The organism is Citrobacter arsenatis (assembly GCF_004353845.1).
Taxonomy (GTDB): Bacteria; Pseudomonadota; Gammaproteobacteria; order Enterobacterales; family Enterobacteriaceae; genus Citrobacter; species Citrobacter arsenatis.
In genome coordinates this window covers 4,011,426-4,032,106 of record NZ_CP037864.1, presented here as the reverse complement: position 1 = coordinate 4,032,106, position 20,681 = coordinate 4,011,426, and the positions used below count along the sequence as shown (strand labels likewise).

The 20,681-nt window shown below is 49.3% G+C and carries 17 protein-coding genes; 10 read left to right on the top strand and 7 right to left on the bottom strand.

The genetic code is table 11. The annotated features are described in order from the left end of the window. Positions 1-21: 21 nt before the first annotated feature. Genes E1B03_RS20405 through E1B03_RS20395 form a run of 3 tightly spaced genes read right to left on the bottom strand, consistent with a single transcriptional unit; the run spans position 22 to position 2,838 of the window. Positions 22-735, bottom strand: a complete 714-nt coding sequence (locus tag E1B03_RS20405) for an MgtC/SapB family protein (RefSeq protein WP_103769240.1) — start codon at positions 733-735, stop codon at positions 22-24. Between the two features lie 31 nt (positions 736-766). Next, complete coding sequence (locus tag E1B03_RS20400) at positions 767-2,002, bottom strand: MFS transporter (RefSeq protein ID WP_043017297.1); 1,236 nt, start codon at positions 2,000-2,002, stop codon at positions 767-769. Between the two features lie 11 nt (positions 2,003-2,013). Then, positions 2,014-2,838 carry an MBL fold metallo-hydrolase gene (locus tag E1B03_RS20395; protein WP_133086818.1) on the bottom strand — a complete coding sequence of 275 codons (825 nt, stop codon included), beginning with the start codon at positions 2,836-2,838 and terminating at the stop codon, positions 2,014-2,016. A 338-nt stretch (positions 2,839-3,176) separates the two neighbouring features. On the opposite strand from E1B03_RS20395, the gene E1B03_RS20390 reads away from it, so the two are divergent. Continuing rightward, entirely contained in the window at positions 3,177-5,351 is a 2,175-nt protein-coding gene (locus E1B03_RS20390; protein WP_165955331.1) for an extracellular solute-binding protein, read from the top strand. 55 nt (positions 5,352-5,406) lie between these two features. Here the strand turns inward: E1B03_RS20390 and E1B03_RS20385 are convergent, their stop codons facing one another. Further along, a complete protein-coding gene (locus tag E1B03_RS20385) occupies positions 5,407-6,009 on the bottom strand; it encodes a short chain dehydrogenase (protein ID WP_103769242.1) in 603 nt (200 codons plus the stop codon). Positions 6,010-6,107: 98 nt separating this feature from the next. Between E1B03_RS20385 and E1B03_RS20380 the strand changes: the two genes are divergently transcribed. After that, the gene (locus E1B03_RS20380) at positions 6,108-6,998 is read left to right on the top strand and encodes a LysR family transcriptional regulator (protein WP_133086816.1); all 891 of its coding nucleotides are present in this window, start codon (positions 6,108-6,110) and stop codon (positions 6,996-6,998) included. Positions 6,999-7,089: 91 nt separating this feature from the next. On the opposite strand, the gene E1B03_RS20375 is transcribed toward E1B03_RS20380, so the two are convergent. The 3 genes from E1B03_RS20375 to E1B03_RS20365 are packed head-to-tail and all read right to left on the bottom strand — an operon-like array spanning position 7,090 to position 10,041. Further along, positions 7,090-8,604: a tripartite tricarboxylate transporter permease gene (locus tag E1B03_RS20375; protein ID WP_103769244.1), complete on the bottom strand. Its 1,515-nt coding sequence runs from the start codon at positions 8,602-8,604 to the stop codon at positions 7,090-7,092. Between the two features lie 10 nt (positions 8,605-8,614). Continuing rightward, entirely contained in the window at positions 8,615-9,049 is a 435-nt protein-coding gene (locus tag E1B03_RS20370) for a tripartite tricarboxylate transporter TctB family protein (RefSeq protein ID WP_087050849.1), read from the bottom strand. A 14-nt stretch (positions 9,050-9,063) separates the two neighbouring features. After that, entirely contained in the window at positions 9,064-10,041 is a 978-nt protein-coding gene (locus E1B03_RS20365) for a Bug family tripartite tricarboxylate transporter substrate binding protein (protein ID WP_133086815.1), read from the bottom strand. A gap of 153 nt (positions 10,042-10,194) precedes the next feature. On the opposite strand from E1B03_RS20365, the gene tctD reads away from it, so the two are divergent. The 8 genes from tctD (at position 10,195) to E1B03_RS20325 (ending at position 20,677) form a co-directional block, all read left to right on the top strand. After that, entirely contained in the window at positions 10,195-10,869 is a 675-nt protein-coding gene (gene tctD, locus E1B03_RS20360; protein ID WP_103769246.1) for a transcriptional regulator TctD, read from the top strand. Beyond that, positions 10,856-12,280: a sensor histidine kinase gene (locus tag E1B03_RS20355; protein ID WP_133086814.1), complete on the top strand. Its 1,425-nt coding sequence runs from the start codon at positions 10,856-10,858 to the stop codon at positions 12,278-12,280. The genes tctD and E1B03_RS20355 overlap by 14 nt, the downstream gene beginning before the upstream one ends. Positions 12,281-12,719: 439 nt before the next feature. Next, on the top strand, positions 12,720-14,135 hold the full coding sequence (locus E1B03_RS20350) for an undecaprenyl-phosphate glucose phosphotransferase (protein WP_103769248.1): 1,416 nt from the start codon (positions 12,720-12,722) through the stop codon (positions 14,133-14,135). Continuing rightward, complete coding sequence (locus tag E1B03_RS20345) at positions 14,125-15,411, top strand: outer membrane beta-barrel protein (protein WP_133086813.1); 1,287 nt, start codon at positions 14,125-14,127, stop codon at positions 15,409-15,411. Before E1B03_RS20350 ends, E1B03_RS20345 begins: the two co-directional genes overlap by 11 nt. A gap of 1 nt (position 15,412) precedes the next feature. Then, positions 15,413-15,970, top strand: a complete 558-nt coding sequence (locus E1B03_RS20340) for a polysaccharide biosynthesis/export family protein (protein ID WP_103769250.1) — start codon at positions 15,413-15,415, stop codon at positions 15,968-15,970. Between the two features lie 2 nt (positions 15,971-15,972). Next, on the top strand, positions 15,973-18,102 hold the full coding sequence (locus E1B03_RS20335) for a GumC family protein (RefSeq protein WP_133086812.1): 2,130 nt from the start codon (positions 15,973-15,975) through the stop codon (positions 18,100-18,102). Next, positions 18,099-19,310, top strand: a complete 1,212-nt coding sequence (locus E1B03_RS20330; protein ID WP_103769252.1) for a lipopolysaccharide biosynthesis protein — start codon at positions 18,099-18,101, stop codon at positions 19,308-19,310. The genes E1B03_RS20335 and E1B03_RS20330 overlap by 4 nt, the downstream gene beginning before the upstream one ends. Then, complete coding sequence (locus tag E1B03_RS20325) at positions 19,307-20,677, top strand: capsular biosynthesis protein (RefSeq protein ID WP_103769253.1); 1,371 nt, start codon at positions 19,307-19,309, stop codon at positions 20,675-20,677. The genes E1B03_RS20330 and E1B03_RS20325 overlap by 4 nt, the downstream gene beginning before the upstream one ends. Positions 20,678-20,681: the final 4 nt, after the last annotated feature.

Here is a 20,681-nt window from a genome sequence, read left to right as displayed (position 1 = left end):
TAAAGAGGAAGATAAGGTATATTAATGTTCCAGAGCGATGGCGCAGACGTGTTCCACATGGGTCAGATCGTGGTATAAGTCGGGCAAGGTCATCTTTTGACGAATTACGATTTTGAGATTGACCTCAATTTTGCCCTTCTTGATATCCCTGATCGTGATGTTTTCGATAATGTTTTTCTGTTGATGAATGCGGGTTATCAGACTTTCGAGAGCGTCTCGTTCATCAAGAATAACCCGCACTTTAACTTTTCCGGGAAACTGGTTTCTGGTTTGTAAGAAAATAATGAATGGGCTTAGTTTGATCGCTAATAAAAATAAAGCCGTGGCAAAAACAGCATGAAAATAAAAACCGGCTCCGCAGGTGATTCCCACCCCTGCGGATGCCCAGACAATTGCCGCAGTCGTGAGACCAGAGATAGCATCGTCGTGTCGGTGCAGAATGACTCCCGCACCGAGAAAACCAACGCCGCTGATAATCTGAGCCGCCAGGCGCATAGGATCGCTACGGATATTCATCGAAATTTCAGCATAGTATTCAGCAGATTGTATTGATACGACAGTTAACACACAGCTGGCTACGGATAAAATAACACAGGTTTTGAAGCCGACCGGTTTCCCTTTCGATTCTCTTTCCAGGCCAATAATGCCACCCAGAATAAATGCAATACTGATTTTGATGATCGTAGTTAAAGGCAACAATCCTTGCTCATTGATGATGGCGGCCAGATTATCCATGCTATTACCTTAATAAGAGAGTCTTTAACGATCAGGAGTTTGCTTTTTTCAATGTGAGATCCGTTTTGCGTTTCGAAATATCGTCCCGGAAGAAAATCAGGAAGAATACGCTGACCACTGCGGCAACGCCTGCTGAAACTAGCCAGAATGTCTCCCATTGTGGCAACGCCTCTGGACCTTGTTCCGTCACGGTGTTATTAAAGATTTGCCCGCATACGGTGGAGGCAAATAGCAGACCAACGCCGTTGGAGACGATAAATCGCAAGCTTTGGGCTTGTGCTTTAATCTCTGGCGCTGCTTTACGGTCAACATAAATATCGCCCACGGTAAAGAAAAAGTCCCAGCAGAATCCTTGTAACATCAGGCCAATCAGCACAAACATCATGTTGGCATCCAGCGAGGCATTAGCAAATAATAGTGTGCGGATGATCCAGCAAACTGCGCCTAACATCAGCGTGATTTTGAAGCCAGCTTTCAATAAGAAGAACGACAGCAGGAACATGAAAATGACTTCACAGGCGATGCCAACCTGCATCATTGAGGCGGCGTTATCGAATCCAAGCGCTTTTAAAAAGACCGGGATATAGGCGGAATAAGCCGTTTTGGGGATCATCAGGACAAAAATACTGAGCATCAAAACCGAGAAACTGCGGTCTTTGAAGAGCGCCAGAGCATCCAGACATAACAGATCGCGAAGCGTAAACACGCTTCCTTTTGCTTTCGGTGGGGTATTTGGCAACGTAAAACAGTACAGGCCGAGAACGACACCGGAAGCCGACGCAATATACCAGGTGATGGTATTTCCAGAATAACCCATTTCACCAATGATAAAACCGATGACCATAAAGCCAAATGTGCCGAATACACGAATAAATGGGAAGTATTTTACCCCGTTAATGTGGCTGAAACTGATACTGTTCGCCAGCGCAGTTGTAGGATAAAACAGCAGACCAACCAGGAAAATCATAGTTAGCGTCATACCTGTGTTTTGTGCCTCAATAAATTGCGGAACAAACAACAGTACACCAGCATTAATTAAATGCAGGATCGCCATGACTTTTTGTGATGAAAAGAAGCGGTCGGCGACCATGCCAATAAATAGCGGGGAAAGAATAGTCGCCAGGCCAAGCAAAGCATAGGACGAGCCAATAATTGTCGCCATACCATAGGTGCTCAATACCAACCCCATGGTCATATTCCAGGCACCCTGCATGAAATATTGTATGAACATCATAATCAATAGGCGTGGTGTTTTATTAAGATCCATATTGCATATCCTTATTGGTTGATGCTCAGGTTAAGCCCGTCCCAGGCGACAAGAATGTTCTCTTTGTTGCATGCCGCAACGAGATCGTCGTGCAGCAGACCTCCGCTGTGTGAAATATGCGAGACGATAAGTTGGCTATTTTTCTCAAGGCAACCGAGTTCCGCAAGCCTGTCTCTGGCGGCGAAGACTGTCTCCAGGCTCATGTGGTTATTCGTACGATTATCACCATTAAAACCGTAGGTGCATTCCAGGACAGCCAGATCGATTTTTTTCCCTTTCAGCCACTGCCATGTGAGCTCAGGAAACCAGCCTGAATCATGTCCGTAGAAAATTGACTGGCCTTCTTTTTCGATAAACCAGGTATAGCAAAGCTCCCACTTGGCATGGTTAGCCAGCAGCGGAGTGATACGGTATCCGCGAGTTTCAACGGTCACGAAGGGAACCAGGCAATGAAAAGCAAATCTTTCAGCGCTGTAGCCCGGTAACACTTCCGCGGCACCGTTAATTGCACGGTCATTACCAAAAATGTGCAACGGATGAGTAATTTCAAATCCATACCCTTCCATTCGGCTAAAAAGATCGCCGACGTTGAAATGATCGGGATGAGTATGTGTGAACAATAGCGATCTGATCTCTGTTGCGTCCAGGCCATCTCGCAGCAGTTGTTGGCTGAATTCAGGCGCCACGTCAATGAGTAGTTCATCGTCGATAATCGCTGAAGAGTGTGTGCGTAAGTCTTTACCTTTACGAATGCGGGCTTGCTGGCAGTGCTCACAACGGCAAAAAGGATTGGGGATCCCTTCAGATGCAGCGGTTCCCAGAAAATGAATCTTCATGTTTCCCTCTTAATGACAAATGTGATTGTTGTTTTTTTAGGCGTTAATGTAATGAAACGTAATTGGAACGTGTCAATTATGATTCTGGTGTTTTATATGAACAATGATCTTTTGCTTCAGAAGTGATCTTCTTCAAATATTATAAAATTTATACTTATATTTCATATTTTTATCGTTTTTGTTTTATGAGGCTTGTCTATCAATAGCATCATGCTTTTTTATTATGACATGTTTATAAAATGCACTTTTTAATATTGTAACGTTCAAATTTAAGTGCTGAAGATAGTTTCCTGATGAGCGCCGTGCTAGCATCAAAGCATCAGGGGAAGGATGTAAAAATGCCAACTATCAAAGACATAGCAAGAATTGCCGGTGTGTCGCATGGGACTGTCTCGAATGTGCTCAATGGCAGAGGGAATGTAAGCGTCGAGAAAATTGAAGCGGTTCAACGTGCAGCCCGAGAAGTTGGCTATCAGTTGAATGCTCAGGCGCAATCGTTGAGAGCCAGCAAAAGTCAGGGAGTGGCATTGATTCTGCCCGATATCAATGCCGAACAGTATTTTCAACTCTATCGGGGATTACATCAGGTTTGGCAGCCTTCATTAAGCGAACCGATTGATCTTTACCTGACCAACGATCTGCCTAATCTTGAGCTGGAGATTCTGCAAACGCTGGCGGCAAAGTCTTATCAGGCAGTTGTCTCGGTCAGTTGCCTGAATGACAGTCAGCCCTATTACGACTTACTCAGGCTTTCCCCGGAAAATGTTCTGTTTGCATATCGCCAGCCTGTCGGCGCAGTTTGTTATTTTAGCCTTGACTATGTGACTGCAGGCGAAGAAATAGCGAGGAGGGCGCTGGCGCAGCAGCCGGGCCATATTGGTGTTTTCTGCGAACGTCTGGAATTTTCCCATAGCGCGAGCTTTACTCAGGCGATACAGGAAACCTGCCGGGAATTAAGTCCGCATACGAAGCTAACGATTTTACCTGCACATGCCAGTGAAGCTAACACCGTCGCGTTTGACTTTTTTCGCGGGGCAATTCCCGAACTGTTTATTGTCCAGGACTCTGAGAAAACGCGAGCACTGACGCAAGCAGCCTGGTTTGGTAGCTCCCAATCCTGCCCGCCGATATTGCAACTGAGTGATAATCTCCCTGCATCCTTCGATAGAGTCACAAGCTACCAGATGGATTATGGTCGCTTGGGGACAACTATTGCCTCCAGTATTCGCCTGCCCAAAAGTAAACAAAAGCATCGTATTCTGACAAATTGCGGTTTTTCCTTGAATGGACAGTACGTGCCGCCGTCTGAAACAGAGGCGACGCTGAATATGTTAATTTTACCGAGTCCTTCGACTGATGCGTTGAAGAAACTGTTACCCCACTTTTATCGCCAGACCGGTATTAAGGTTAATCTTGCGGTTTATCCCTATGATGAAGTTTTTGAAATCCTCTCCCACCTTCATCTACATCCTTATTACGATTTACTGCGAATCGATATGGCGTGTTTTCCTTGGTTTGCTGAGAAAGCACTTTTGCCGCTGGAATCTGTCTCTTCTGAGCTTCCGTTGCTGTTGGAAAATTTCTCTGAGCAAATTCAACAGCACTTCAGCATGGTGAATGGGACCGCATGGGCAATACCCTTTGATGCCAGTATGCAGCTTCTATTTTATCGACGAGATCTGTTTGAAGATGCGACGATTAAACGGATGTTTTATGAAGCAACGGGAAAAGAGTTAACGTTGCCAGAGAGCTTTGCGCAATTTGATGAGATAGCGGCTTTCTTTAGTCAATTACATCAGCCAGAAAACAGACAGCGCCCGATGGGAACCGCGGTGACGCTGGGAAGCTCGGGGCTTATTGCTACCGAGTATCTGCTTCGTTACTACGCGATCGGTGGGCGTTTGGTGCGCGAAGGCGAGCCGGTACAACTCGAACCTTCACTTGCCGCAACTGCCCTCGAACAATATCTACAACAGCTTTCTATCGCCGTGAATCTGCCCGGTGAGTGGTGGAGTGATGCGGTAAAACAGTTTGAGCGTGGAAATCTTGCCATGCTGATCATGTATCTCAATTTATTTAACGATGTGGCGCACACGGCCATAGCGCCCACTATTGGCTATGCTCCCGTTCCGGGGCAACTTCCACAATTGGGGGGCGGTTCCATTGGAATGTCCCGCTACAGTAAAAAGAAAAAACAGGTTGAGCAGTTCTTTCATTGGCTTTATTCCGATGAAATTGCGCGTCATCTGGTTTTGCTGGGAGGAAATAGCGCCTGGTCTGGAATATGTCACGATCAAAACGTTCTCAATCTCTACCCGTGGTTTAATTTATTGAATGAAAAAGGCATGACGGGAATAAGGGAGTCTGAGGGAAGCAAAGGTGAACCTTTCAACTTGCGGCAGGCAGAGATTATTATCGGACAAGGTGTGACGAATGCAATTAACGGTATTATGGATGTCACTCAGGCCGTGGAATATATTAATGCGCGAATAAGAAACGAAACGGGTGCCTAAAATAGGCAGCGGCTTGCCTCTTACTGATGACGTAAGAGGCGAGGTAATGCGTTTATCAGTAACCGACTTGATAGATGCGACCCGTTTGGATGCCTTCCACGCTACGGCGATAGGCGTTAGCAACGGTGGCGGCGGGGACGCTTGCAAAGCCCGGGAAGAAACCGTCGTAAGCTTCGGCGGACTCACTGAGTACGGTTGGGCTTATCAGGTTAATACGCTGACCACGCTCTAACTCACAGGCCGCGGCGCGAACAAATCCTTCCAGACCGGCATTGATCGTTGCCGCATTCGCCCCTTGTGCGATGGGCTCATGGGCGATAATACCGCTAATTAACGTAATTGAGCCGCCATCATTGAGGAAATGCTGTCCGGTTAAGGCCAGCCGTATCTGGCCTAACAGTTTATCCTGCAACCCCTGATTAAAGTCCTGGTCGGTCATTGTCGACAGCGGCCCAAAGAACAGATTGCCGGTGGCGGAAACGATCGCATCTACCCGACCGACTTTTTCAAACAATGCCTCGACACTCTCCTGCGAGGTGATATCGACCTGGTAATCCCCCTGCGTGCGGCCTACGCGGATCACCTCATGTTTACGGCTTAACGTTTCTGTGACTGCGCGACCCACTGTACCACTGGCACCAATAATGACGATTTTCATAACCACCTCCGCAATAGTGTGAGCCGCTATTCTTTAATGAAAATGAAATCGGATAAACTGGCTAAAAGTTAGATGATTACTAACCAGAGGTTTGCAATATGGATAAACTGCGCGGCATGGAGACGTTTATCGCCGTGGTAGAGAGCGGAAGCTTTACCGCCGCGGCAACGCAGCTCGAGATGTCTGCAGTAATGGTGGGAAAATATATCACCCATCTGGAAGCGCAGCTCGGTACGCGTCTGCTGGAGCGCAATACGCGTCGCCAGAGCCTGACCGATGCCGGACGCGTCTATTTTGAAGAAGCCCGCCGCGTGCTGGAGCAGGTGTCGATAGCCGAACGTTCGGTTGAGCGCCTGCGGCTGGCTCCTGCGGGGACGCTGCGCATTAGCGCGCCCACTTCTTTTGGCGCTTGCGTTATCTCGCCACTGGCCGCAGCGTTTTTGCAGGCCTGGCCTGAGGTGCGTATTGAGCTGGATCTGACCAACCGGATGGTTGATCTGGTGAATGAAGGTGTCGACCTGGCTATCCGTATTGGTGATATCCATCAGACTGACGTGGTGGCGAAATACCTGTGTCCCTACCGTATGGTAATCTGTGCTTCGCCAGAATATCTTGCCCGTCATGGTACCCCCCGAACGCCTGCGGATCTGGTAGATCATCTGTGCCTGTCCCATACCGTGTGGACGGCTCGCAACGAGTGGATTCTGCCTGGCGTGGCGGGAGAGGTTAGATGGAAGCGCGATGCAATTCTGCGCTGTAACGATGGTCATGGCCTGCGCATGGCGGCGGTAGCAGGAGCCGGACTGTTATTGCAACCAGAGGTGCTGCTGGCACAGGAGCTGGCAACCGGCAAGCTGGTGCGGATCCTGGAAGGATTTACGCCACAGCCGCGACCAATTCATTTGCTGTGGCGTCAGGATCTGCGCCCGCTGCCCAAGCTCACAAGGTTTGTCGAGCACGTGCTGAGTGCTGTTCAGGAATTAAGATGAATAAGCCGGATGGCGTTGCGCTTATCCGGCCTACAGTGGCGATTAAACGTAGGCCGGATAAGGCGCAACAGCGCCGCCATCCGGCGTATTACTAACCGATATCCACCTGCGGTTTGCTGTTACGTTTGCGGATCAGACGTAGCACCGGCGGAACCACGATAACCAGGACCGCCATCACCAGCAGCACTTTTGCCACGCCGCTGTCCCACAGAATATCCATATTACCGTTACTGATAGACAGCGCCCGTCGCAGGTTCTGCTCCAGCATTTCACCGAGAACGAAACCTAAAATCAGCGGCGACATCGGGAAGTGCATTTTACGCAAAATGTAGCCCAGTACGCCGAGGGCGACCATCAGCACCAGATCGAAGGTGGTGCTATGGACGGCATACACGCCAACCGCGGAGACTGCCGCGATAGCCGGTACCAAAAACCACAGTGGGATGGTCAGCATACGGGTAAACAGGCCGATCAGCGGGATGTTCATCACCAGCAGCATCACGTTGGCAATCAGTAGCGCCGCAATCAGCCCCCAAACGATATCCGGTTGTTCGGTAAACATCGCCGGACCGGGGGTGATGTTGTACAGCGTCAGCGCGCCCATCATCACCGCCGTGGTGCCGGAGCCCGGTACGCCGAGCGTCAGCATCGGGATAAAAGAGCCACAGGCCGAGGCGTTATTGGCAGCTTCGGGGGCCGCCACGCCGCGAATATCACCCTTGCCGAAGCTGTCGCTGTTGCCGCTGAGCTTTTTCTCGGTCATGTAGGTGATTGCGCTGGCAATGGTCGCGCCAGCGCCAGGCAGAACACCGACGAAAAAGCCAATCACCGATGAACGCAGGGTAGCGCCCACGCACTGTGCGCCTTCTTTGGCGTTAAATAACATACGGCCCGTTTTACGCACCAGCGTCTGGCCACTGCTGGTATGTTCCAGCATTAACAGTATTTCAGAGACGGAGAACAACCCAATCACCACCACGATAAACTGCACACCGTCGGAGAGATGGACGCTGTCAAAGGTAAAGCGATAAACCCCGGTATTGGCGTCTACGCCGACGGTCGCAAGGCCGAGACCGATAAGCGCTGCCAGAAATGATTTCAGCGGATTTTGCGCCATCATACTGCCGAGGCAGGCAATAGCGAAAACCATTAAGGCAAAGTATTCCGCCGGACCGAAGGCCAGCGACCATTGGGCTAACGCTGGGGCAAACAGAATGATGCCGCCGATAGCGATAAGCGAACCAAAGAAAGAACTGACCGCCGAGATAGAGAGCGCGACGCCGCCGCGGCCTTGCTGCGCCATCGGGTAGCCATCGAGCGCGGTCATAATCGCTGCCGCATCGCCGGGAACATTCAGCAAGATGGAGGAGATGCGCCCGCCGTATTCACAGCCTATGTAGACCGTTGCCAGCAGGATCAGCGCAGATTCTGCTGGCAGATGCAACGCGAAGGCCAGCGGCAGCAGGATCGCCACGCCGTTGATAGGCCCAAGACCAGGCAACAGCCCGACAATGGTACCGACGAAACAGCCTATCAGGGCGATGACCAGGTTTTCCGGGGTCATTGCCACCGCGAAACCCTGAGAAAGATAAATCCAGGTATCCATCGTTTCTCCGTTAACCCAGCCAGGCGCCGAGTGGTAAGGTGACGTCAAGCAGTCGGTCAAAGGCATACCACAGCAGAATGCCGAGCACCGCGCCGGAAATACCCGCAGCCGGAATGGTTGCGCCGAACAGCATGCCAATCACCACGGTGAGAATGGCGGTAGCGATGGGAAAACCGAGCCATTCAAAACCCCAGGCGTACATCAACAGAACAATCACCATCGTCAGCAGCTTTTGCAGCACGTGGCGGCGGGGCCAACTGATGGTGTCGGGGTGGCGCAACAGCAGCGCCACGGCGCATACCAGCATCAGGCTGATAATGCCCAGCGGAAAGGGACGCGGCCCAACCGGCTCATAGCTGTATTCGCTGGTGATTTGCCAGGCCACGAACAGCCCGGCTATACAGAGCAACAGCCAGATACCTGCAAAAATACGATCGCTCATCATCTTTGCCTCTGTGCTTATTTCGCCAGACCGAAGGCTTTCGCCTGCTCACGATAATCCGTGACCTGCTTTTTCACGTACTCGTCGAGCTGCTTACCGCTCATGTTGAATTCGAACAGGCCGCGGAGATCGCGCTGCTTTTTAAATTCCTCGGTCTGCTGGAGTTTGTTAAAGGCATCAACCCACCACTGATACTCGGCGTCACTGACTTTGGGTCCCACGTAGAAGCCCCGAATGATGGGCCATACGAGGTCATAACCCTGCTCTTTGGCGGTTGGCACGTTGGCTAACTGGCCCGGCAGACGTTCCTCAGAGAACACCGCGAGTACGCGGATTTTGTCGCCGCTGAGATAAGGCACCATTTCACTGAGATCGCCGGAAACCACCTGCACGTGATTGCCCATCAGTGCGGTAACCGGTTCGCCGCCGCCTTCAAAGGCGACGTAGCGCATCTTATGCGGATCAACGTTGGCTTTTTGCGCCAGCAGCGCCGACTTCATCCAGTCCTGACTTCCGATAGAAGCGCCTGCGCCAATAACCACGTTGTTAGGATCTTTCTCCATTGCCGTCAGCAGGTCTTTGAGCGTTTTCCACGGTGAGTCCTGGCGTACGGCAATCATGCCGTAGTCGGTGCCCACGCTTGCCAGCCAGCGGACATCATCCACGCCATAGCGACCAAACTTGCCCTGTGACAGGTTCAGCAGGGAGCCGCCGGAGAATGCCACAACGGTTCCCGCTTCAGCCGGGCGTTGAGCGACGATCGCGTTATAGGCCACGGCGCCAACGCCGCCAGGCATGTAGGTTACGCGCATCGGTTTTTCGATAGCGCCGGTTTCCATCATGCTCACCTGGATCAACTTACAGGTGAGATCGAAACCACCGCCGGGTTTCGCCGGAGCAATGCATTCGGTGCGCGATGGCGCTTGTTCGGCTAAAGCAGAGGTGCTCATCAGTAAAATGCTTGCAGTAAGGGTACGAAGTAACTGTTTTTTCATTGTTTATCCTCACGCCGGAAAACCGGATTTTCGGGTACGGAAGAAGATTTTTGTGATTATGTGAGCCGATGTGTAGCAGTTCGGTTGCGTGATTGTTAAAACATTAACCTTTCAATTCCCTTTCAATGCGGCAGAAACTTTACAGGATGTGATATGCGTCTCTTATTAGCGGAAGATAACCGTGAGTTGGCTCACTGGCTGGAGAAAGCGCTGGTGCAAAACGGTTTTGCCGTTGACTGCGTTTTTGATGGCCTGGCGGCCGACCATCTTTTACATAGCGAAACGTACGCGCTGGCGGTGCTGGACATCAATATGCCGGGGCTGGACGGTCTTGAAGTTGTCCAACGCCTGCGTAAACGCGGGCAGACGCTGCCTGTACTGCTGCTGACGGCGCGCAGCGCGGTGGCCGATAGGGTGAAGGGGTTGAACGTCGGGGCCGATGATTATCTGGCAAAACCGTTTGAAATCGAGGAACTGGATGCCCGACTGCGGGCCTTGCTACGCCGTAGCGCGGGGCAGGTACAAGGTATACAGCAACTGGGAGAACTGGCCTTTCACGATGAAGGCTATTTTCTGTTGCAGGGGCAGCCGCTGGCGCTTACTCCGCGCGAACAGGCATTGCTGACGGTGCTGATGTACCGTCGTTTGCGGCCGGTTTCGCGTCAGCAGTTATTTGAACAGGTTTTCAGTCTCAGCGATGAGGTCAGTCCGGAAAGCATTGAGTTGTACATCCATCGTCTGCGCAAAAAGTTACAGGGGAGCGATGTGCGTATCGCCACGTTGCGCGGCCTGGGCTATGTACTGGAGCGTAGCGATGAAATGGGTTAAGCCCCAGTCGTTATATCTGCAACTGCTGATGTTCCTGGGCCTGCCGCTAATGTTGCTGTGGGGGCTGTCGGCATTTAACAGCTATGTCAGCGCGCTACAGGCGGCGACGCAGGCGTATGACCGCACGCTACTTTCATCTGCGAGGACCGTCTCCGAGCGGTTGGTGGTGCGCAATAAACAGCTGGAAGTGAATGTGCCGTGGGTGGTGCTGGACAGCTTCGAACTGAACATGAATGACCGACTGTATTACAAAGTGGTCGATCCGGCGGGGAAGGTTATCTCTGGTTATGACGATTTACCGGCGATGCCGCCCGCAACCTCGCGAACGCGGCTATATCCGGCGCTGGCGTGGTTTTATCACACTGAATATCGCGGCGAGGCCATTCGCGTGGCGCGTCTGCTGCAGCCCGTCAATGAGGGGGGGATTGTCGGTATGGCGGAGATTTATGTTGCCGAAACGCTGCAATCGCGACGTTATCTGGCGCGACAGCTGCTGTTTTCCTCGTGGGTTTCGCAAGGTCTGCTGGTGCTACTCACGCTGGTGCTGGTTGGCTGGCTGCTGCGCCGGGTGTTACGTCCGATGCGCCAACTGTCATCGCTGATGGTGCGTCGTGAGCCTGGGCTGCTGACGCCGCTGCCGGAACTGCTGCCGTGGTCGGAAACCCGTCTGTTGATTGTGGCATTCAATCGTTATCTGGACCGGCTTCGTGGCCTTATTTCACGCCAGGAGCGCTTCAGCGCGGATGCTTCCCATCAGCTTAAAACTCCGCTGGCGGTGCTGAAAACCCAGGCCTCGGTGGCCCTCGCCAGCCAGCAACCGCAGCAGTGGCATGAAAGTCTGCAAGCCATGAGCACCACGCTGGATAACACCATTCAACTGACCGAAAGGCTGTTACAGCTGTCGGCTGTGAAGCGCAAAGAGCAGGGAGAAAGGCATTTCTCGCCGGTTAATTTGTACGAGGTGGTGCAAAGTAGCTGTTTTACCCGGCTGGCGCAGGCGCGCAGTAAAGGGATCGATCTGGGCTATGAAGGGGAACAGGACGCGGTGTGGATTGAGGGCGATGAAGTCCTGCTCGGCGAACTGTGCGGAAACCTGCTGGATAATGCTCTGAAATATGCGCCGCCGCATGGCGTGGTGACCGCCGGGCTGCTGCGAGAAAGGGAAGCTGTAGTTTTGGTGGTTGAAGATAGTGGGCCGGGCATCGATGAGCAGATGGTGCATCAGGCGCTGCTGCCGTTTCATCGTCTTGATAACGTCAGTAATGTCCCTGGGGCAGGGATCGGCCTGGCGCTGGTTAACGACATTGCTCGTCTGCACCGTACGCATCCGCAGCTATCACGGAGTGAAGCATTAGGCGGATTAAGCGTGCGAGTACGCTTTTTAAGCGTGCGGACTGAAATATCTTCTTGAAGCTGTTAACTGTATTAATATACTTAAACGTAATTAATTGTATTCTTATTGTAATTATAAATTTCGCAGCGAGGCCGTGAATTTTATTTTAATTGCTGCGTTTAACAGAAATTCAGCGGTAATTCATCGTTAGCTAAACTAAACTATTGTGTTATTTATCATACATAAAACATTTTTCATAGACCACGAATTGTTAACTGTCAATAGTAATAGTGTTGTAAAAAGTCATCTTTTTTGCTGTTCTGGGTAAAACTTCCATTGACTTAATATCCATCAAAATCATATACATATGATTGTGTTCGCGATATTTATCACAGTAAGAGACATTATTTTTTACATTTACTGACAGTGTGCCATTGCGTTTTTTAGACTTGTGATATAATTAGCAACACGAAATGAGAAAAAAATAATTAAAGATCAATAAATAATGGGCTGAGCTATGCTTAAAAAATCGCTGAAGATTAGCAGCCATGGATATCCGGTTTTTTTAAAACTGGTCGATTTCATTGTTATCAATGTGACGTTGATTTTTAGCGCTCATCTGTTAGGTCTGGTGCCATTTAATACCATTGCCATTCTGAGTATTCTCTTTTCGGTCTTTTTTTTGCTGTTTGCTGAATACATCAAAATGTATCAGCAAAAGATTAAATCGATTGGATTGCGTAATCAAAAACGGTTGATTTTCTGTACGCTGCTGGCTATTTTCTTTAACGAACTGGTCAGTATGACGCTGGCAGAGCCTGAATCACTTGGATACTTAGACAAACTGCCGTCGCCTTTTTATTCTGCCATTATTTACTGGTACTTCATTCCAGTACCTTTTCTGTATTGCATTCGCTTTTTCATTTTTAAATATTCAACGAAGAAGAGTATGCGCGTGGCAATTATTGGTTTGACCGACAATGGTCTGGCTGCAGAAACCGCGCTAATGAATGAGTACGCCAATATCTCATTAGATCTGGCTTTTTACGATGAGCGCGCCTTATCTCGCTGTGGCGATGTCGTTGATAAGATTAAAAGCCCCTTTCGTGGCCCGGTGATCAACCTGGTTGAGGAGGCCAAGCAGGGAAATATAGATGAGATCTACATCGCTTTACCGATGGTGGCCTTGCACCGCATCCGTCATTTTTTAGCGATGATGTCAGACACCACCGTAGATACGTATATCGTTCCTGACTTCTATACCTACAGTAACAACATGTCCAAGCTGCGCTCCATCCATAACCTGCAAACTATCGGGATCTTTAGTTCGCCGTTTGAAGGCGCGGGTTCGTTTATCAAGCGGGCAGAAGATTTGGTGCTTGGCAGTATTATTATGGTGATGATTTCTTCGCTGATGTTGGCAATTGCCATTGGTATCAAACTCACCTCCCGCGGGCCGGTTTTTTTCAAACAAGACCGTTATGGCCTGAGCGGGCAAAAAATTAAGGTCTGGAAGTTTCGCTCGATGCGCGTTATGGAGAACGCCGATACGGTTATTCAGGCCACGAAAAACGATCCGCGGGTAACCAAATTCGGTAGCTTCTTACGCCGTACCTCGCTGGATGAACTTCCGCAATTTATCAATGTATTGCAGGGAAGTATGTCGATTGTTGGTCCCAGACCCCATGCGGTTACGCATAATGAGCAGTACCGCAAACAGGTCGAAAATTACATGATCCGCCATAAAGTTAAGCCTGGGATCACCGGACTTGCACAGATCAACGGTTTCCGTGGGGAAATCGATGCGCTTTATAAGATGGAAAAACGGGTTCAGTACGATATTGAGTACATTCAAAACTGGTCGTTATGGCTGGATATAAAAATTATTATTAAAACTATTTTCAAAGGATTTGTCGGTAAGAATGCATACTAAATTACTCGTTATTACCGGAATCGTGATATCGCAGCCCGCATGGGCTGATTTAACACCGAAATCACATATTGGCTTTGCGGGAATCGACTTCCAGGGCAAGGTCGCTGTGGATTATGGTTATAATGATAACGTGTCTTATCAGCCACATAGCAGCGATGCTATCGGTTCCTCGTTTCAGAGTGCAGCGCCTGTGCTGAGCATGATCGGCGAGCGTGGTCAGGATAAGTATTTACTGATGTACTCCGGGGATTATCGTAATTACTCAAGCGATTCTGCGGATAACTATAACGATCATTTTTTCCGTTTTAATGGTGCCTGGCGTTATGGGCTTAAGCATGGCTTAACCCTCAATATGGAAGATACGCTTGGGCATGAATCTCGTGGTCGCGGTATCACCGAAGGTTTTCTACCGAGCCAGTTTGAGCAGTATGGGATTAAATCTCCGCTGACGACGAATTTTTTCAATAGTGAATTGCGCTACAGCTACGGTGCCCCTGATGGGCGCGGGAAAGCGGAACTGGCCTTGTTGTACAAAAAACTGACGTTCGGCAATACATCTGATGTGCAGGATCGCAGTGAGGATTTCTACAATTACATCCAGGAACAGGAATGGCATGAAAATAGCCTGGTAGCAGAAATTTTTGACCAATACACATCCAGAACGCGCTTTCGCTATAGCTTTATTACGAACCAACGTCACTATGAGAACAACTCAGAAAAAGACACTAATGAGTATTATTTGCTGTATGGCCTGAAGTCTCAGTTAACGGGTAAAACCAATGTCGACATGAATATTTCATGGCTGTACAAGACATTTGAAAACAACGCAAACTCGCATGATTTTAATGGTCTAAACTGGGACATAAAAGGGGAGTGGAAACCGTTACAACAGTCTGTTTTCACGGTGCACTCGGCGCAAAGCATTAAAGACCCATCGGAAGTTGGGGGATATATTTTAGTGACCCAGTATGGTCTTTCTTACCAGCATTTCTGGTTAGGCAACCGTTTTTCTACCTTGCTGGATTACTCATTCACTTCGGAAGACTATAAAAAACAGAATAAGGATCGGCATGATAAAGATGGGGTATTTAGCGTAACCATGAGCTATGACTACACACCGTCGGTTAATTTTGAGATTAAATATCAAATAGATACATTAAATTCGAACAAGGATACTGACTCGTTTTATATCGGTCCCAACGACGATCGGGAAGTTATTAGAACGTTGGGTTATGATAATTCTATGATTATGCTTAAAGCTAAGGTTCAGATCTAAAATGAAAATAATAGAACTGTGCGCGGTTTTGCTATTCAGTCTCCTGGTGGTTGGATGTACAACGTCCAGCCCGAGATTAATGGACGATCCAGCTACTGTTCAGCAGGATTACCGGCTAGGGGCAGGGGATACTGTCAATATCGCTGTTCATGGTCAACCCGATATGACCATGCGATTTATTTTGGATAAGAGCGGGGAGATTAATTTCCCGTTTGTTGGCGCGCTTAAATTAAAAGATAAAACTGTCGAACAAGTGACTAACGAATTAACTCAACGCCTGACCGGAGATTATTTTACAACTCCGATGGTGACGGTGAGTATTGCCGAGTTCCGTAAGTACTATGTTTCAGGCGAAGTGAAAAGTCCGAATGGATTCGCTTATGAGCCAGGACTTACCGTCGAAAAATCTATTGCACAGGCGGGCGGATTTACAGATCGTGCTGACCGACAAGATATCAACATTCGCCTGTCGGGTAGCAACCAACTGCTGGAGAATGTCGATTTAACGCACTCTGTTCATCCTGGCGATGTCGTGATTATTGGCATGGGGTTCTTCTAACGATGAAACTATCTATAGTGGAAAACGGCAAAAAACGAGAAAGCACCGTTGAACTCTCCCGCTTTGCCAAAGAGCTGAAAAAGAACGCCTGGAAAATCGCGCTGGCCGGTATCGTTGCCGGAGTCGTTGCTTATCCGTTAATCAGCATGATGTCCTCAAAGTATGTTTCAACGGCGACGGTGCTGATTAAAGCGCAGGCCGATAACGTTTCTCCGTTTCCGCAGGTTGATGGTTTTGATTCAACGCGCAGTGGTTACTATGAAACGCAATATGCGCTGATGCATTCCCGCATTGTGCTCGAGCAAGCCGTTCGCGATATGAAGCTGGATGAAAACCCGGAGTTTACCGGTGAAAAAGCCGGTGCTCAGGGGGAAGATAGTAGTGAAAGTCGGCAACAGAGAATGGAGCAAGCGCTGAAAACGTTGTCGAAAAACCTGAATGTCATCGGCATTCGTACGACGAACCTGGCCTCCATTACCTATGAATCAACATCGCCTCAGGTTGCGGCTGATATCGCCAACGGCGTGGCGCAGGCCTTCATCAACTATACGGTGGAGCAAAAGCGTCTAAAAGCAGAGAAAGCTCGCGAACTGAATTATGAAAAAATGGAAGAGATTCAGAAGTCGATAGCGAAGCAAAAAGAAGAGATGGACCGCTATCTGAAAAATGCCGGGCTGCTGACCTTTCGCGGTATTGATGGTTTTGAAACCGAGCAGTTAAGTATTGTGACCAATCGTCTCGCCGATGCGACCCAGCGTCGTGTTGCCGCTGAATCCGTCTATAACGAGGTAAATGGGGGAGGCAAGTCCGTTGAGAGCATTATCTCGCTACCTTCGGTCTCTAACCACGCCCAGATTCAAGATTTACGCATCGCGTTAATTCAGGCGCAGCGTACGTTGTCTGAACTGCGCAAAGTCTATGGGCCCAAAAACCCCGCTATTTTAAAAGCAGAGGCCGATGTTCAGTCGATCCAAAGCCAGACCGGACGAGTATTGGGTGAGCTGAAAGTGGGATTACGTCAGCAATATCTGGCGGCACTGGCGGATGAAAAGAACTATCAGCAACAGGTTGCTGAGCAGAAAGAGATCTTCCAGAAAATGGCGTCAAAACGGGACGCCTGGAACAGTCAAAAACTGTCGTTAGATAAAATGGAAGACCTGTATAAATCGCTTTATCAGCGTACTCAGGAGCTGTCGCTTTCCGGCGTGAATGCCGATGCGGTGTTATACGACCCTGCCGTACCTGCGTTAAAACCGGCGAAGCCGAATAAATCATTGCTGCTGGTAATGGTGGTCATGGTGGTGGTGGTGTTCAGTATCATGTATTTCATTGTCAAAGCGGCAATGGATAACTCAATCGGCACCCTGAGCCGAATGAAAAAACGTTTGAACGTCGTCCCGCTTGGCGAAATCCGTCGTTTTAGCGGAACATCAGAGCGCGCGCAGGTGCGGGACATGATCCTGAAGAACCCGCTGAATGCCGATATTGTGCACGGTATCCGTACCCGAATTATGCTGGATAATCGACCATTACAGACGCTCGTCGTGGCGTCGACGGATCACGGTGATGGACGATCTTTACTGGCGAATCTGTTAGCGAACTCTTTTAGCTTCGACCAGAAAACCCTGCTTATTGATGCGGATTTCTTTAATACGGGTGGGCTTTCTTCAGAGCTGGCGTCAGCTACATCCGCAGGCGTAGCGGAACTGCTGCGCGGGGAGGCTCAACTCGAACAGGCGCGCATCACGCTCAGTGATAATCTCGATTTTATTCCGCGCGGCAAGGCCACCATTTCTTCTTTACTGATGCTGTCGTCCGGGCACCTTGAGTCGTTAATGCGCGAGCTGAAATCGCGTTATCAGCGCATCATTATTGATGTTGCTGCGGTGAATCAGAGCCAGGATGTTCAACTGATCAAACGAGCCGTTGATGGGGTTGTGTTCGTCGTGAAAGCCGGGGAAGGATCGGCGGGACGCATCGCTAACGCGCTGGATAAGATCGAAGAAAATAACGGCGTGGTGATCGGCGCAGTGCTCAATGCCGTTGAAGAAAAAGATCTTGAGACGCAAGAAGGTTTACGTTCACTCAACTTTAGTACCGATCAACTGATGACGACGCCAGGCCGCGTATGAGTCTATTGAAGAGCGCTTCCACGATAGCCGGTTCATCAGTCATCTCGCAGTTGATTGGTGCGCTGTCTATCTGGTTGATTTCACATAAGTACGATATGGCTGAGGTGGGGCTATATGCGCTCAACTACAGCATCGCCGTGGTAGGCGCTCAGGTATGTACCTTTGCATCGCAGCTTTTAATTCCAAAGCAGCACGACGACGAACTGGTACAGAACGTTGTGTTTTGCCTGATCCAAAGCACGATCATTGCCCTACCTTACGCCGTACTGACCGCGTGGCTGTTTCACCAGAACATCCTGTTTCTCTATTTGCTGACGCTGGCAACGGCGTGGGTTTTAATCTCAGAAAACCTGGCGCTACGCACGGCCAACTTTGGTTTTCTGATTTTCCAGCGCATTTCTGTCTCGGTGGTGGTATTACTTTCGATTCTGGTTACGCATCATGTGCAGCTGTTTTATTGGTCATGGGCCTGCGCAACGATGGTGCTGACTATAAGCTGTATTTTGCATTCGTTTGATATTCGTTCAGTGGCGGCCCGACATTTGCGCCCCGCCAGTAATTGGCATTTTTTCAAACAAAATATTCATCACATTACCAAAGTAGGCAGCGCAGAAGTGCTGGCGATGGCCAGCAGCAATTTGCCGGTTATGCTGATTAACTTTTGGTTTTCGGCGCTGACGGCGGGTTATTTTTCCGTGGTTAGCCGTTTTTGCCTGGCACCGGTGGTGATCATCGGCAACGCGGTGCGCAATACTATTTTTTCCAAATGGTCTATCGACTTCAGAAATAACACCTTTAATTATCAGGAATACACCAGGGTGCGAATGCTGCTGTTGGTGCTGGGTGTCATCTGTACCCTCGGGGTGTTTATTTTCTATCCGATTGTGATGCGCCTCGGTTTTAGCGAAGACTGGATTAACTCCATTGAGACGTCGCGCTACATGTTGCCCTATTTGTTCCCGGCGCTGGCGATAAGCCCTCTGACGGTAATTGAGCTTATTTTTGGCTCCCACCGCTATTTTTTGCGTATCCAACTGGAACAGCTGGCGATCGTGGTATTCGCTTTTGTCGTCGTCCCCTATTTTTATAAAGATTATGCTACGTCGGTCATCCTGTTTTCTTCACTGACATTTATTCGCTACGCCTTCATTTACCAGAAAATGAATAAGCGAGCCAATCTCCTGAAAGATAAGCCGGTGATACTATGACGCTGAATACCGGATACTATTTGCAGGTTTATACCTTTGTCACGCTGATCCTGTGTGGCCTGGTGCAATACTTTACCGGCATGCAGTCGGTGCTATGGATCCCCTTTTTCCTGACCCTTTTGATGGTGGGATTATTGGTGATGCAGACGCGTGATGGCTCACTGCAACTGGATGCGCAGGAGACGATTGTGCTGGCGTTGTACTTTTCGTTCCTGCTACTGGCCGGCATATCGACGCTGATTCAGGGCGGGATCACCGTCGCGATTGTGGCATTTAAAAACGAAATCGCATTGTCGCTGGTCATGGTCTGTTTACTGCTGGGATTTTGTCGGGAGTCGCAAATTTATCGCGCAACGCGCTATTTGTACTGGGTGTTTTACGTGCAGATCCCGGTCATGATTTATCAGGTTTTACTGGTCGTTCCCCAGCGCGTTGCGGTACGGGGTGAAGATGAGAAATGGGACTCCGTGGTTGGCACGTTTGGCGGGGACCCCATGGGGGGCGGTAACACTGCCGCAATGGGCCTGTTTTGCCTGTTGATTATGTTGTTAAAAGTCTCTGAGTATAAGCACGGGCTGACCACGTTTAAGTCCATGGCGTTGCACATTGTTCTAGGGATTGGGTTATGTATTATTGGTGAAGTGAAGTTCGTCATTCTGCTATCACCTCTGTTTCTGGCGTGGGTGTGGATCTCGCCAAGCTACGTTAAAGATGTAAGTAAGGTTAATCTGAAGACGCTGTTGGTGATTGTGGCAGGCATGTTGCTGCTTATTAGCCTGTCGATAGTGATCCTCGCGTACTATTATTCTTCCGCGTTTGGCGGCGATCCGTCGAAAAGCTCGTTAAGCATTTTCATCGACTCCTTAAGCTATATCTTTGACCCAAACTACATTATGTCTACCGGGGAGTTAGGGCGCTTTACGACGTTCCTGTTCTGGTTGAAAAATAACGATCTGTGGGGGCTTTCAGGGACGTTATTTGGCTACGGACTCAACGCGACTAACAGCGGAAGTACGGTGTCGCCGGGCTTTTTGAATATCATCTATAACTTAATTCTCGACTCGACTTCCCTGAGTATGCTGCTGTGGGAAGTGGGAGTGATCGGCACGTTACTCTTTATTAGCTTATTCATTTATATCCTGAAAGTTTGTCAGCCAAAGCCATTACTGACGCTTGAACAACTGGACCAGCAGGATCTCCAGTTATTGAGCTTTGCACCGGCGTTTAACGCTTTTGCTATCAGTTGCTTAATTAGCTTACCTTACAGCCAGATACTGATGATTACACCGATGTTACAATTCCTGTTCTATTTATCACTAGGATCAAGTTTAGTGATTCGTCGAACCGTCCTTCGCTGTGTAGGGTAATTGT